Annotated in this window: 8 protein-coding genes; 2 read left to right on the forward strand and 6 right to left on the reverse strand. The window is 50.8% G+C overall.

The genetic code is table 11. The features are described from left to right. Positions 1 to 159 precede the first annotated feature (159 nt). Positions 160 to 2,886, forward strand: a complete 2,727-nt coding sequence (locus tag NSU01_RS32570; RefSeq protein ID WP_076246514.1) for an O-antigen ligase family protein — start codon at positions 160 to 162, stop codon at positions 2,884 to 2,886. A gap of 123 nt (positions 2,887 to 3,009) precedes the next feature. On the opposite strand, the gene galU is transcribed toward NSU01_RS32570, so the two are convergent. From galU to NSU01_RS32595, 5 genes are all read right to left on the reverse strand, one after another. Then, complete coding sequence (galU, locus tag NSU01_RS32575; RefSeq protein WP_042140171.1) at positions 3,010 to 3,897, reverse strand: UTP--glucose-1-phosphate uridylyltransferase GalU; 888 nt, start codon at positions 3,895 to 3,897, stop codon at positions 3,010 to 3,012. A 248-nt stretch (positions 3,898 to 4,145) separates the two neighbouring features. Next, on the reverse strand, positions 4,146 to 6,665 hold the full coding sequence (locus NSU01_RS32580; protein WP_076246512.1) for a U32 family peptidase: 2,520 nt from the start codon (positions 6,663 to 6,665) through the stop codon (positions 4,146 to 4,148). 321 nt (positions 6,666 to 6,986) lie between these two features. Then, positions 6,987 to 8,900 carry a stalk domain-containing protein gene (locus tag NSU01_RS32585; protein WP_339302382.1) on the reverse strand — a complete coding sequence of 638 codons (1,914 nt, stop codon included), beginning with the start codon at positions 8,898 to 8,900 and terminating at the stop codon, positions 6,987 to 6,989. Between the two features lie 28 nt (positions 8,901 to 8,928). Further along, positions 8,929 to 10,074 carry a trypsin-like peptidase domain-containing protein gene (locus NSU01_RS32590; RefSeq protein WP_083705655.1) on the reverse strand — a complete coding sequence of 382 codons (1,146 nt, stop codon included), beginning with the start codon at positions 10,072 to 10,074 and terminating at the stop codon, positions 8,929 to 8,931. Between the two features lie 128 nt (positions 10,075 to 10,202). Further along, positions 10,203 to 10,412: a hypothetical protein gene (locus NSU01_RS32595; protein ID WP_042140174.1), complete on the reverse strand. Its 210-nt coding sequence runs from the start codon at positions 10,410 to 10,412 to the stop codon at positions 10,203 to 10,205. Positions 10,413 to 10,836: 424 nt separating this feature from the next. On the opposite strand from NSU01_RS32595, the gene NSU01_RS32600 reads away from it, so the two are divergent. Then, complete coding sequence (locus tag NSU01_RS32600) at positions 10,837 to 11,076, forward strand: DUF3977 family protein (protein WP_042140175.1); 240 nt, start codon at positions 10,837 to 10,839, stop codon at positions 11,074 to 11,076. Between the two features lie 67 nt (positions 11,077 to 11,143). Here the strand turns inward: NSU01_RS32600 and uvrA are convergent, their stop codons facing one another. Then, positions 11,144 to 14,020: an excinuclease ABC subunit UvrA gene (gene uvrA / locus NSU01_RS32605; protein ID WP_076246510.1), complete on the reverse strand. Its 2,877-nt coding sequence runs from the start codon at positions 14,018 to 14,020 to the stop codon at positions 11,144 to 11,146. Between the last annotated feature and the right edge of the window lie 333 nt (positions 14,021 to 14,353).

The raw sequence follows: 14,353 nt of genomic DNA on the forward strand, positions 1-14,353 counted from the left end.
CTATATTGAATTCCATTAACAAAGCCCCCATAATATGTCTAGGTGAAACATTCATATAACTATATCGCAAAAAACAACACAAAAATCCGAGCAAAGTAGCTCTGCTATAATTCTATATGCTAAAATATTGTCGTACCTACAGGAAAAGGAGATCATAACGTGTCGAAACCAGTATACGGTAAAAATGCTGTACAGTCGAGAAATGTTGAAAAGATATCCAGTTACATATGGGCTTTGGTTATTGGTTTCATTGTGTTTTTGGTTTGGACCCCGTTTCAAGTGGGATTGTTTAATGGGCAGCAGATCGACTTCGAGAAGCCGATTTATGTGTCATCGCTGCTGAGCAGCCTCTTGCTGCTGGTATGGGTAGGCTTGTACTTCACAAAGTTCAAGCTGGAAGGACAGCGTGACTTGTTGGCTGTAGCCTCGCTCCTGCTTCCCGCTACGTATGCGTTGTCGCTTATTGGCGCTGTTTCGCATTATATGGCGATGAACCTGCTGTTTATACAGAGCATGTATGTCGCAATATTCATTATAGCGTTATATCTGCTCCAGCAAAAGCAACTAAATGTTGTCATTCAGAATGCCATTCTGGCGATTGCCTATTTCATCGTGGGCTTTGGCCTGCTGAACTGGCTTGGAAGCTGGAAATTCGCTGGAGGCCTTATAGGCTGGTTCTCCAACACAGTACGCAGTGGTAAATACTTGGATGCCGTGATGACAGACTCGAACGGCCTGCGTCTGACTTCTATTTTCCAGTATGCCAACACTTACGCTGCTTTCCTGATGGCTTTCTTGTTTGTTGCAGTGTTTGCACTCGTCCGCTCTAAAAAGTGGTACGGTACATTGACTCACAGCTTCATGCTTGTACCGATTATTGTATCTCTGCTGCTGACCTTATCCCGTGGCGGGCTCGTAATGCTGCCTGTAGTGTTTATTCTTCTGCTGTTGTTCCTGAAGCCTGCTCAGCAGATTCTGTGGATTATTCATCTTGCGATTTCCGGTATCGCTGCTCTGCTGGTTACCAGTCCGTTAACTACACTTGGAACTGAGCTGAACACTACCTTCACTTCATCAGCTGCATTAAATGCCTGGGCGTACCTGCTTGTTGCCTCAGCGGCTGTTGCCGCTCTGGGCTGGGCAATTCAGCGTTTCGCCGCTCCGTGGCTGCAAGAGAAGCTGGGAAGCTGGGAAACACGTAAATTAACAGGGCTGTGGATTCCACTCGGTTCAATCGTTCTTGTAGCTATTGTTGCTTTCCTGCTTATCGGGACAAGCGTACGTAGTATATTACCTGATAATATTGAAACACGGCTGGAGAACATTAACTTTAAACAACATAGTGTACTGGAACGCATCACTTTTTATAAGGATGCTATGAAGGTTGTGAAGGATTATCCGATAATCGGATCCGGCGGCGGCGGCTGGGCTTCCTTATATGAGCATTATCAGAACAACCCTTATGTAAGCCGTCAGGTTCACAATTTCTTCCTTCAGTATTTGATTGAGGTCGGAATCGTCGGATTTATCGTGTTTATGGGCTTTATCGGATATATTTTCTATAAATACATCCGTGCTTACCTGAAACGGGACAAGGACGAGTTCAATAATGGATTCTTCTTCTACATTATTGCTCTGTCCATTCTTGTTCACAGTCTGCTGGACTTTAACATGAGTTACGCGTTCATGGGGATTCTGGTATTCATTGGTTTGGCAGGTATGGGAGCAGGTATGGACAACAAGCCTCTACGCCAGAGCTGGAACAAGGCTGGACTGCGCTTCGGGTACTTTGCTGTGCTGGCCATCGGTTCTGTGTTCCTGCTCTTCCTGTCCATCAGCTATATCGGGTCCAGCAATGCTGCACTCAAAGGTAAAAATCTAGTTAGCGTGAGTCAATCATACGAAGAGATTAAGACTCCGCTGGTTGAGGCGCTGAAGAGCCGTCCGTTCCAGCCGGAAGCAGCAATCTACCTTGCATCCCTTGACCTGACGGTCTTTAAACAAACACAAGATGAGCAGTATCTGGCTGAAGCTTATAATGTTCTGAGCCGCGCACTCAAGGATGAGCCTTACAATAAAGATCTACTGAAACAATTGATCAGTTACTACGATCTCAAAGGACAAAATGATCTGGGCTTCAATGTCTACCGCGACAACGCAGATAAATTCAATTGGGATATCGATTGGTATGAAGCATTGATTCGCCGTGCACAGGCTTTTGCAGCTGCTGCCGATGTGCAAAAAGACGAAGCTAAGAAACAGGAGTACCTGACTGCCGGTCTTGAAGCGTACCAGCATGTGGTTGACGGGGTAGAGCACCTGAAGACTTTGCCGCCTGAACAGCTGCAGGGCCGCCCGTTCTCAATCACGCCAACAATTGCATTGAATGCCGGAAAGCTGCAATTGCTATCAGGACAAGCTGAGCAAGCTGCTGCTACCTTGAAGCTTGGTTTTGCAGACAATTATGCAGATATCGTCAGTAGCACAACACTATGGGACACTAACTGGTATAGCTCTCTGATTGCCCGTGCCTTCGAACTGGCACAACAATCCTTCACTCAGCAGGATGAGGCTAACAAGATGATTCATCTCAATATTGGACTGGATGCCTACAATCAAGTGGCATCTGATCTGCAAGGCCAGCCTCTTCCTTCGTCAATCAACTTGAATGCAGGAAAACTTCAGTATATGGCAGGTCAGGTACAGGCAGCTGCGGCGACTTTAAAACTTGCCTTGAGCGATGACTACAGCGATGCAGCCCGCTGGTATTTAGCGGCACTGAAAAAGGCTGGAGCGGCACAGGATCAACCTGTGTACGATAAGCTCATTGCAGCTGATCCTGCAGAGGCCGCAGAGATTGATACTATTGTAAATACACAATACTGAACCGAATAACTGAACACATATAGAAAAGCGGCCCCTGTCTGAGTACAGTGGGCCGCTTTTTACATTTTAATAATGAATAGGCAAGGGTACATAGTAGCTGATTGTTAGCCTCAAGATGAACTTTTATCTGCTAATGAGTCTTTCCTCATTCTCGATTACTTCTTTAAGATACTGCAACAGCCCTTCTTTAAGCTCCTCATGCTGAAGCGCATAATGGATGCTTGTCTGAATGAAGCCCATTTTCTCACCGACATCATGACGTTTGCCTTCAAAATCATAAGCAATGATCCGCTCCACTTCACTTAAACGGGAGATAGCATCGGTAAGCTGGATTTCTCCGCCTACGCCCACCTGCTGTTCACCAAGCATGTCGAAGATACGCGGAGTCAGGATATACCGTCCCAGGATCGCCAGGTTGGATGGTGCATCTTCACGCTTCGGCTTTTCGACTAGCCGGTTAGCCTTATAGACACGTTCTGCCAGTTCAGATCCATCGACCACCCCGTAGCGGGAAACCTCTTCCCAAGGCACGGGCTGAACGCCTACGATAGAGGACTTGTACTGCTCGTACACTTCAATCATCTGTTTAAGACAAGGTTTATTTGATTCTACGATGTCATCTCCCAAAAGCACCGCAAACGGCTCATTACCGATGAACTTCCGTGCGCACCAGATGGCATGTCCAAGGCCGCGCGGTTCTTTTTGACGAATGTAGTGGATATCGGCCATTTCCGAGGATTTACGCACCGATTCCAGCAGCTCCCACTTCTGCTTCTCAGCCAGGTTAAACTCCAGTTCGAATGAGTTATCAAAATGGTCCTCAATTGCACGCTTGCCCTTCCCGGTCACAATAATGATATCTTCAATTCCGGAAGCCACTGCTTCTTCAACAATGTATTGGATAGTTGGTTTGTCTACAATCGGCAGCATTTCTTTGGGCATTGCCTTAGTTGCGGGTAGGAAGCGGGTACCTAGACCAGCTGCGGGAATAATAGCTTTACGGATCTTCATCACATAGCTCCTTCTATTATCTTGTTTGCACCACTTGATTTCTTAAAGAAAAATGGCATATTTGATTCAATTATAGCAGTTATGGGCTATATTGGGCAGATCGATTATGATGCTTAGAATGTATATGTAATGCTGTTTATGATAGAAGAGGCACTTTCAAATGAAAGTCTAAAAAAAGAGGCCAGCCTGTTCCGAAGATTATCCATTAATACTTCGGTAAGACTGGCCTTGTATACAGTTTTCAATCCTTACTTCGCATTAACCAACTGCCCGCGTGTAACCCCAAGCTGGTTGGTGGCCTTCAGGCTTTTCCAAACCTGCGTTCCGGAGATTTCTCCGCGCAGTGCGCGGCTGTACAGGCTGATAACCTCAGCTACCTGCTCCGGTGTTTCCTCCAGGAACTCTACGCGGAAAGAAGATACGCCAAGCTCACGGAAGTGATTCAGGTATTCTGCACCTGACTGTTCAACGGCGTTATAGACGGTGTTGCGGCAGCCTTCGTCTACACGGACAGGATGGGACATGCCGATCCGGTCCTGCAGCGAAGCACGCTGCTCCTCGCAAGGACGGCCACAGTTAGTGTAGTCAGTACCTTCACTCATGAAGGTGCAGTATACGCAGTGCTCAGTGTGGAACATTGGCAGATGCTGGTGAATAACAACCTCCATCCGCGAGGTGTCGCTGTGTCCGAGCAGATCAACCATCTGCTGGATGTTCAGGTCATACGACGGTGTCACCACGTCAAGGCCGGCATTCAGGAACAGATCAACCGCTCTGTGGTTGGCGATGTTCAGCGAGAAATCGCCGATCAGCCGCGGATGCACAGCATCCGGATGCTCCATCCGGTGGCGCAGGTAATAATACAGCGCGCCGGTATTGCGCACCAGCACAGCATCCGGCTGCAGCCGCAGGATGTTGGCATGATAGCCGTTCTCGTTCGGCATATGGATGCGCGGTGTGGCCAGCGTGATGCTGGCCCCTGCAGTCCGCACAGCGTCTACTGCCGCCGGGAACTGCTTGATGAACTCGAAATCGGCGTAAATGCTCGTCACGCCGGCTTCGAGCGCAGCCTGCACCTGCGGCAGGCTGCGGCACAGCGCGGTGAGCTCTGCTTCACCGCGCGCCTCTGCGGCGCCCCTGCGGGAAGCGCCGCCGTAGACCTCTACCTCCCGTTTCACATACACGGGAGGCTTCGGGCGCTCGCCTGCAAGCAGGTCCACCGCCTGGCGGCGGATGCTGTTCAGCTCGCGCATAGGCACAATCACGTCGCCTTGCAGATGCGACTCCAGCGCTTCAAGCTGGAATACGGTTCCGCCCAGGCGGCCAAATTGTTCTTCCAGCAGCGCGGTATCCATCGGACGCTTCTGCGCTGTCTCCAGCGCGAGCTCCGAATCCACACGGACGGTTACCTTCTTCTGAATGTCCGTCCACCAGGTCGTCAGCTTCTCCCCCGCGCAGCCTTGCACTCTCACGTGAACCGGGAAGACCCGGTAAGGCTTCTCAGTCTCATACGACTGGCGCAGCGCCTTGTCGAGCGCCGGATCATTCGTCTTCCAGATGCGGTCGCCAACATGCAGACGGCGCAGATCCACGTCATTACGGCCGGGTACGATGTCGATAATCCAGCCTTCACCGGCTTCGCCCTCCAGCTTGACGCCTTTGCGGCGCAGATCGTAGACGCGGCCGCCCTCCTCCTTCTTGGTCGGATCTCCGGCATCGAACACGATTCCGTCTCCGCGCTTAAGCGGAGCATGAATACGGCAGACTACACCGTCGCGCAGAATCTGTTCGACGGTTCCCATGAACACCCCCCGGCTTTTCGGGAAGGTGCCATCAACTAATTTCTTATTGTTAGTACCGTCCAGGAAACCATGAGTGAAGCCGCGCGAGAAGCTCTGCTGCAGCTCACGCATGTCCTCCTTCGAGGTCGGTGTCCAGTTACCGTCAAAATACTTATCAATCGCTTTGCGGTATTTACTAACCACATTCGCAACGTATTCGGGAGTCTTGAGCCGGCCTTCAATTTTGAAAGAGGTCACTCCAGCTTCAATCAGTTCGGGCATCAGATCAATAGCGGCAAGATCTTTCGGGGACAGCAGGTAGGTTACATCACCCATCGGCTTCACTTCTCCGTCTACCACCAGGTCATACGGCAGGCGGCAGGCCTGAGCACATTCTCCGCGGTTCGCAGAGCGTCCGCCCCACATTTCGGAAGTCAGACATTGTCCGGAATAGGATACACATAGTGCACCATGCACGAAGACTTCCATCGGCAGGCGGGCTTGTTCGCCAATCGTGCGGATCTGCTTCAGATTATTTTCACGGCCAAGGACTACACGTTCCAGCCCCCAAGGCTTCGTGAACTCCACCGCTTCCGGTGAAGTAATCGTCATTTGCGTAGAACCGTGAATCGGGAAATCCGGAGAGATCTCACGAATCATCTGGACCAGACCCAAGTCCTGTACTATAACCGCATCCACACCGGCATCCACGCAGGCATCGATCAGTTCCTTTGCATCCGGCAGCTCATTCTCAAACACCAGTATATTAAAGGTCAGAAACCCCTTCACTCCATAGCTGTGCAGAAAGGCCATAATCTCCGGCAGCTCGTCCATACGGAAGTTGTTGGCTCTGGCCCGTGCATTGAATTTCTCTACGCCAAAAAAGACAGCATCCGCCCCGTTCGCCACTGCTGCACGCATGCAGTCCCAGTCTCCCGCCGGAGCCAGCAGTTCTACGTCTTCTCTGCGTATTTGTTGCTCTTTCATTTATATCCTCCTAAACCGCCTGTTCGGCGGGTCATTTACAGCTTTTTAACTTATTAATTGTATCAAATATCACACCTCTGCGCCATCAAAATGGCAAGAATTATATGAATAATAGGAGGACAGAAGCATCATGCTGCATTTTTTTGTCTTTTACATCGCAAATCACCAGTGTACGGAATATCGTCCGGCTGTAGTAAATCATATCTCATCCAGTATTCATACACCTTCTCAAACTCTTTCCCTTACATAAAAAAGAACGCCCCACTGCCTACCGGCAACTGAGACGTTCTTAGTCATAGCTAATTTTACGCTAACATTAAACTATGAGGATTCCCCCCACCCAAACGACCCCAGCACCCTCTCCAGCACCGCCTGCTGGCTGGCTGTTGCATTGGCATCATTCAGCGTAACAGTGATCGTGAACACCACATCATTCTTGCTGAAGATAATATTCCGAGTGCTCACAGGGATGCTGCCCTTGGTCTGATGTACGGTGAGAATTGTGGCAGGCACTCCTGCAAAGGTGGTTTCCTCCACACTTTTCACCTGCGGCCCTTTCGGGTCTTTTTTGGTGTTCTGATAATAGCTCTGCAGCTGGCTGACGGCATATTCCATGGTAACATCCGGACTGGCATAAATCTGGAACCGTCCGCCGGTGAAGCGGTATTCCACGGTCTGGCTCTCAAAAAGATCCTGATATGGCGTCCACAGGCGCGGAATATCAATACTGTAACCGTAAGCTTTGGAGCTCTTAGGGATCGACTTTGTGCTGAGCAGCGCGTAATCATCGGTTTCCAGACGGCCAAAGTTCTCCTTGATCTGCGCAAAATCAATATCGATGGAGTTAAGCACATCTGTGAACCGCGCCTTGTCGCCATCCTGTCCTGGCGCTGTCTGGTATTCAAAATAATAGCGGTAGCCGTTCTTCAGCAGCAGAATCTGATATTCCGTACTCCAGCTGTTGCCTGGATTGAGTCCGATTTCATGGATCAATACCGGCTCACCGGAGACTTTGCCTGCGATGCCGTTCTTCAGCGTATAAGCTTCGGCCACGTAGGTGTCACGCAGCTGCGACTCCAGTTCCCGGCTCCAGCTCTCGAGCGTTGATCCCGCAGGGGCAGAGCTCACTTTTACACGCAGATAGCTTCCCTGTTTGCTCTCATAATATAAATGCTGGTCATCCACACTCCAGTCTGCCGGCACCAGCAGTGAGATTCCGTAGTCTTCGTTATATCCTTCGCGCAGGCCGTTTGTGACTGTGGAGAGATCACGGATGCTTTTGTCGGAAGAATTATAGGAAGGTTGGAAGGAGTCCAGCAGCACGGCATACTGATCCAGATCCTTATAGTTCACCGCGTTATCGTCCGTCAGATAAATTTCATACAGCCTGCCGCTGGCATAATATTGCCTGCCCTCCCACAGCGCTCCACTGGAATCCTTGCTGACTATCCGGGCGTAAGGAAGCTTGGCTTCAGGCACGACCTCCCGGTCCAGTACAGTCTCTCCGCCCTCCTCCGATGACCGCACCAGATTCTCCAGCAGCCCTTCCGGATCAAGCGGTACCTCCTGCGGTGAAGCATGGACCTCCAGATAATAATTATTCTCTGCACTCATAAAAGTCGCTACATTCTCATTCCCCCCGCTGTCACCCACAACAAGTCCGGACGGATAATTCATACTCCATTCAAAATAACTGTTGCCGATCCGGGTTTTGCCGACATCACTGTCGATGCCGCTCTCCGGTTCTGCTGCCGCCTCCTTCTCCGAAGGAGTAAGTGTAACCAGCAATCCCCCGCCATCTGCCGCAGTAATCCATGCACCGAGCACTCCTGTCACGAACCGCAGGGGCACCATCAGCACACCGGAAACCATACGCGGCGGCGCAGCAAGCTTAATTTTGACGCCATCCTTCCAGGCAGTGGTACTGCCTATCGTCATCGCTCCGGTATGCGGACCGTACATCACCTTCACTACATCGTTACCTTCAAGAGAGACTGTGCTGCCGAATGCTTTTTTGAAAATCCCCAGCGGCACCATGACCGCCCCGCTCTCCGTAAAAGGCTTCTGAATCACTATCGGTTCCCCGTTAACCTTTGCAGATGCACTGCCTACTTTGAGGCTTAACTTTAGAATCGGAGTTTCTGCCGCATAGGCATTCATGCCCGGAAATACAGCAAGCAACAATAGCACTACCAGCATGACAGACAGTCCGCGGGGTATAGATTTCCTCCCCAATCGCCGCGTTCCTGCTTCTGCAAGTCTTCTACTCTTCCGCCTGATCATCGCCATCCACCTCCGCCTCTTCCGTATTCACCAATGGATCACCTTGCCCCAGAACAAGGCTTCTGGCGACGATATCGCCGTCACTTTGCATGAGCAGCTTGACCACTGCTCCCGGCTTGTATTGCTTGAACCATTCGTTAATGTCCACAAGGGACGCGACCCGGTGGCCGTCTATCGCATACAGTGCATCTCCCTCGGCAATCCCCGCCTTCCGTGCTTCTGCAGTGACCACCTTCGTAACCGTTAAAGGCTCCTGGGTAGGCAGCCCGACAATGACGGGCCAGCTCTCCTCCAGCTCAACTCCAAGGCTCGGGCGACGGACCTCACCGTATTTGAGCAGCTGATTCATAATATACTGCACCGTATCTGCCGGAATGGAGAAGCCCATATTTTCCACGCCTACTGCCGCAAATTTCAAGCTGTTGACCCCAAGCACCTCACCTTTCATGCTGACCAGCGGCCCTCCGCTGTTGCCAGGGTTAATCGCCGTGTCGCTCTGAATCAGCCGGTAAGCCGCATCCACCGAACGGTTGAGGCCGCTAATCACTCCTACGGTAGCCGAATTTCTGAGGGAGAACGAAATAGGTGTGCCGATCGCTATGACTTTCTCTCCAACCTGTAACCCTGCCGGGCTAGCGGCGAACTTTGCCGGCTTCAGGGATTTGGCTGTAATCTTGATCAGAGCGAGGTCACTCACCTCATCCATATATGTATCCGTAATGTTATAGCTCTTGCCATCTGAGGTAACCACTACTGCATTCTGCAGCCCCTCCATGACGTGGGCATTGGTAATAATCCACCCGTCTGCTTTGACGATAATTCCGGACCCGTGTGTCAGATTGTAGCGGTCATCCGGGCCTCCAGATTCACCACTGGCTTTGCCGATAATGCCCACGACCGATGCCGACACCGCGCGGATAATTTGTGGTACCGGATCCACTGCAGGTTTAGCCGCTTGCTCCTTGTTAACGGGCTTGAGTCCGCCTATTTGTCCAGCCGTTACAGGGCCTGTCCCTCCGTACACTGTGCCAAGTGCAGACAGCGGACTACCTGTGAATCCCGACAATATCAACCCGCACAACAGCACAATGCCACTCCGGGCAACTGCATTCTTTCCCGCGTTCATCGCCTTCCCCCTTTCTCCTGTACAGCTGATTCCTTCATCATTTTAAAAAAAGACGCCTTTAGGCTCGCCGGGTGGCGGATAAAGGTGTCTTTGAAAGACCTTGCTTCTGAAGTTAGTTGTGCCTGAACTTAGCTGAACCAATTCATAATCATTGCATAGTCAGAGACTGCAAAAACCAGCAGGCTCACCACTCCGAAGCCGATTGCAAATTTGTTCTTCTGCGGAGCTTTCAATAGCCGGACCACACCGATAAATATCAGGATCGTGAATAGAATCATAAATACATCGAAGGTATGAAATGTAGACGGTTCTTGCGCGGCAGCTTCTGCAAGCAGCATGGCAATCCCTCCCTGAAAGTGTTGTCAAGCAAGTTCATCTAATCCATATCACCTTCTATGTTATCGCTACCATTTCAGTGACGCAATAGAAATTGTCTAAAAATTATGTATTTGTCATAAAAAATATTTCCGAAGCCGGAAATCAGCTAAAATACAGAGATATTTATCATTGACCATTCGTTGTGGTATGTGATTTTCAAGGAGCTGATTCCTATTGCAACCGCAACAGCCTCTGCTAATCATTCAACGCAAAACCCTCTCTTTGAATCTTACTGCGGACATGCTGTAGTTATGCCAGTTCTGCTTCTCTGCCGCCCGCTTAATTTTTGTCTGCGCACATGAAATCGCCTGCCACAACCCTCACTGTAAAACTCCTGACGACGATGTTATGATCAGTCATGCAGAACTGGAGGTGCCCGCCGGCTTGAAATACATCGAATTCGGAATAGGAAACAGATGGCTGGTACGAACTGAGACCGAGAAGCCTGATGGTACAGAGACCGAAGCACGGGGAATTATCGGGCCTGTTAAATGCCGTTCCCTGTATATAAGAGTCTGGATCAGAAGAACGGTATGGATTCTGGATTCACAGGACGGCTTCAAGAAAGCCACCAAAGCGCGCAATCACTTCAAAGTGATCTTTGGTATCCGGAGTGAGTTGTAGTAAAAAAACAGCCCATGCCCCACCTCGCAGTGGACCATGGGCTATTTAAGTTTGCAGCTTCCTCCGGTTACACCGTATCAGAGGTCTGAAGTTCAAGCGCCTGAGTACGTTCGGTGTCGCGGATGAGGACTGGCTTCAGATACCGGCCTGTGTAGGATTCCTCGACAGTAATCAGCTTCTCCGGCGTTCCGGTCGCAAGCACCGTTCCTCCGCCGCTGCCGCCTTCCGGCCCCATATCAATAATATAGTCAGCAGTCTTGATTACATCGAGGTTATGCTCAATGACCAGGACCGATTCACCGGAATCCACCAGACGGTGCAGCACCTCAAGCAGACGGCCAATGTCATCTACATGCAGGCCGGTCGTCGGCTCATCCAGAATGTACAGCGTCTTGCCGGTACTGCGGCGGTACAGCTCGGAAGCCAGCTTCACGCGCTGCGCTTCACCACCGGACAAGGTTGTCCCCGGCTGGCCGATGTTGATATAGCCCAGACCCACATCAAGCAGCGTCTGCATTTTGCGGTGGATACGCGGGATATTCTTGAAGAATTCCGTTGCATCCTCGACGGTCATCTCCAATACATCGGAGATACTCTTGCCTTTATATTTCACTTCCAGCGTTTCGCGGTTATACCGTTTGCCCTTGCAGACTTCACAAGGCACATACACATCCGGCAGGAAGTGCATCTCAATCTTGATAATCCCGTCTCCCCGGCAAGCCTCACAGCGGCCGCCCTTCACATTGAAGCTAAAGCGCCCCTTCTGGAAGCCGCGTACCTTAGCCTCATTGGTCTTGGAGAACAAATCGCGGATATCATCGAACACACCTGTATACGTGGCCGGATTGGAACGTGGTGTACGCCCGATCGGTGACTGGTCAATCTCAATTACTTTATCCAGATTCTCCAGACCGCGGATTTCTTTATGCACACCGGGACGGACCTTGACAGCCTTGTTAAGCTGGCGTGCCAGGCTCTTATAGAGAATTTCGTTAATAAGTGAAGATTTGCCGGAACCGGATACTCCGGTGACCGCTGTAAAGACACCAAGCGGAATCTTCACATTTACATTCTTCAGATTATTCTCTTTAGCCCCGCGAATCTCTATCCAGCGCTCATTATCGGTAGGCCGGCGCGTCGAGGTGACAGGGATGAATTTGCGTCCGCTTAAGTATTCACCTGTCAGGGAGTTCGGATCGTCCATAATCTCCTGAGGTGTACCTTGAGCAATTACCTGTCCGCCATGTATTCCGGCACCGGGGCCAATGTCAATAATATAATCGGCAGCCATCATGGTATCCTCATCATGCTCAACGACGATCAGAGTATTGCCCAGATCGCGCATATGAGCCAGCGTAGCAATCAGCCGGTCATTATCCCGCTGATGAAGCCCGATGCTCGGCTCATCCAGAATATACAGTACACCCATCAGACTGGAGCCAATCTGTGTAGCCAGCCTGATCCGCTGCGCTTCACCGCCGGATAACGAGCCCGCTGCGCGGCTAAGCGTCAGATAGTTCAGCCCTACATTTACAAGGAATCCTAAGCGGCTGCTGATTTCCTTAAGAATCAGGTTAGCGATGGCCGTTTCTTTCTCACTGAGCTTGAGATTCTCGAAGAAATCCAGACAATCTCCAATCGAAAGATCCGTTACATCGGCAACATTCTGCTGATTAATCGTCACGGCCAGAATCTCTTTCTTCAGTCTTTTGCCTTTGCAGACATGGCATGGCTTGGCGCTCATGAAGCCTTCGATAAACTCACGGATGCCTTCGGAGGCAGTATCGCGGTAACGGCGCTCCAGATTCGGGATGATCCCTTCAAAAGCAACAAGTGCATCCTTGCGCTGGCCAAAGTCGTTCTCATAACGGAAGCGGATCTTCTCGCTGCCCGTTCCGTGCAGCAGCTTGGTCATATGCTCCGGCGACAGGCTGCTGACAGGAACATTCTGCGGAATATTGAAATGCTCACATACCGACTTCAGGAACTGCGGATAGTAGTTCGACGTACTGCCTGTCCAGGCTAAGAATGCACCTTCTTCGATGGACTTCTCCGCATCCGGGATCAGCAGATCCGGATCGACTACCATCTTCACACCAAGCCCGTCACATTCCGTGCAGGCACCAAACGGGCTGTTGAACGAGAACATACGCGGAGCAAGCTCTTCTATACTGAACCCGCAGATTGGGCAGGCAAAGCTTGCGCTGAATAAAAGCTCTTCCTGGCCCATCACATCGACCAGAATCTGACCGCCCGACAGCTTCAGTGCAGTCTCCAATGAATCGGTAAGACGGGTCTCAATATCGTCCTTAATGACAATCCGGTCGACAACAACTTCAATCGTATGCTTCTTATTCTTCTCCAGCACAATATCTTCCGTAACTTCGCGAAGCTCACCGTCAACACGCACACGAACGAAACCTTGCTTGGAGATATCCGTGAACAAGCCTTTATGTTCACCCTTACGGCCGGAAATCACAGGTGCCAGAATCTGCAGGCGGGTCTTCTCCGGGTATTGCATAATCCGGTCAACCATCTGTTCCACAGTCTGTGATGTAATCTCTATGCCATGATCCGGACAATGGGGATGCCCAACCCGTGCAAACAGCAGCCGCAGATAGTCATAAATTTCTGTAACCGTACCTACGGTCGAACGCGGGTTGCGGCTTGTAGTTTTCTGGTCAATCGATATTGCCGGGGATAGCCCGTCAATGGAATCCACATCCGGCTTCTCCATCTGACCCAGGAACTGGCGGGCATAGGCAGACAGCGATTCAACGTAACGGCGCTGGCCCTCGGCATAAATCGTGTCGAATGCCAAAGATGATTTACCCGAGCCGCTCAGTCCCGTCAGCACGACGAAGCGGTCACGCGGAATCGTTACGTCGATGTTCTTGAGATTATGGGCCCTTGCGCCCTTGATTATTATACTTTCGTTCGCCAACGGTACCTCTCCTTTATAAAAACCTATTAAAATGGAAAAACATTTAGCAAAATATTTTCGATCCCTCCCAAACCCTCCCTTCCAAGGGAGGGCCCCAAGGGTTGCACCCTCTGGACACCCGCAAGCTCGGCGGAAAGAGTTAGGACTGGGATGGAATTGGCTACTGGGGCAATGGGAGCGCTAGTCCCTACGGGACCGCTATACTATAGGCGCAGGATACGGCTCGCTGCATGCTACTAGCGGGCCGACAACCGCTGTCCCTACGGGATGCGCGAACTGCGGCTGTTCCTACGGAATGCGCTAAGAGCTTAACTACAAGCTGTCCCTACGGGA

This window comes from Paenibacillus sp. FSL H8-0259, from assembly GCF_037963255.1.
Classification (GTDB): Bacteria; Bacillota; Bacilli; order Paenibacillales; family Paenibacillaceae; genus Paenibacillus_AQ; species Paenibacillus_AQ phytohabitans.

What these genes read in the sequence shown, in the direction of transcription:
- galU (WP_042140171.1), bottom strand. Translation starts at nt 3,897, where the DNA reads ATGAAGATCCGTAAAGCTATTATTCCCGCAGCTGGTCTAGGTACCCGC.
- NSU01_RS32580 (WP_076246512.1), bottom strand. Translation starts at nt 6,665, where the DNA reads ATGAAAGAGCAACAAATACGCAGAGAAGACGTAGAACTGCTGGCTCCG.
- NSU01_RS32590 (WP_083705655.1), bottom strand. Translation starts at nt 10,074, where the DNA reads ATGAACGCGGGAAAGAATGCAGTTGCCCGGAGTGGCATTGTGCTGTTG.
- NSU01_RS32595 (WP_042140174.1), bottom strand. Translation starts at nt 10,412, where the DNA reads ATGCTGCTTGCAGAAGCTGCCGCGCAAGAACCGTCTACATTTCATACC.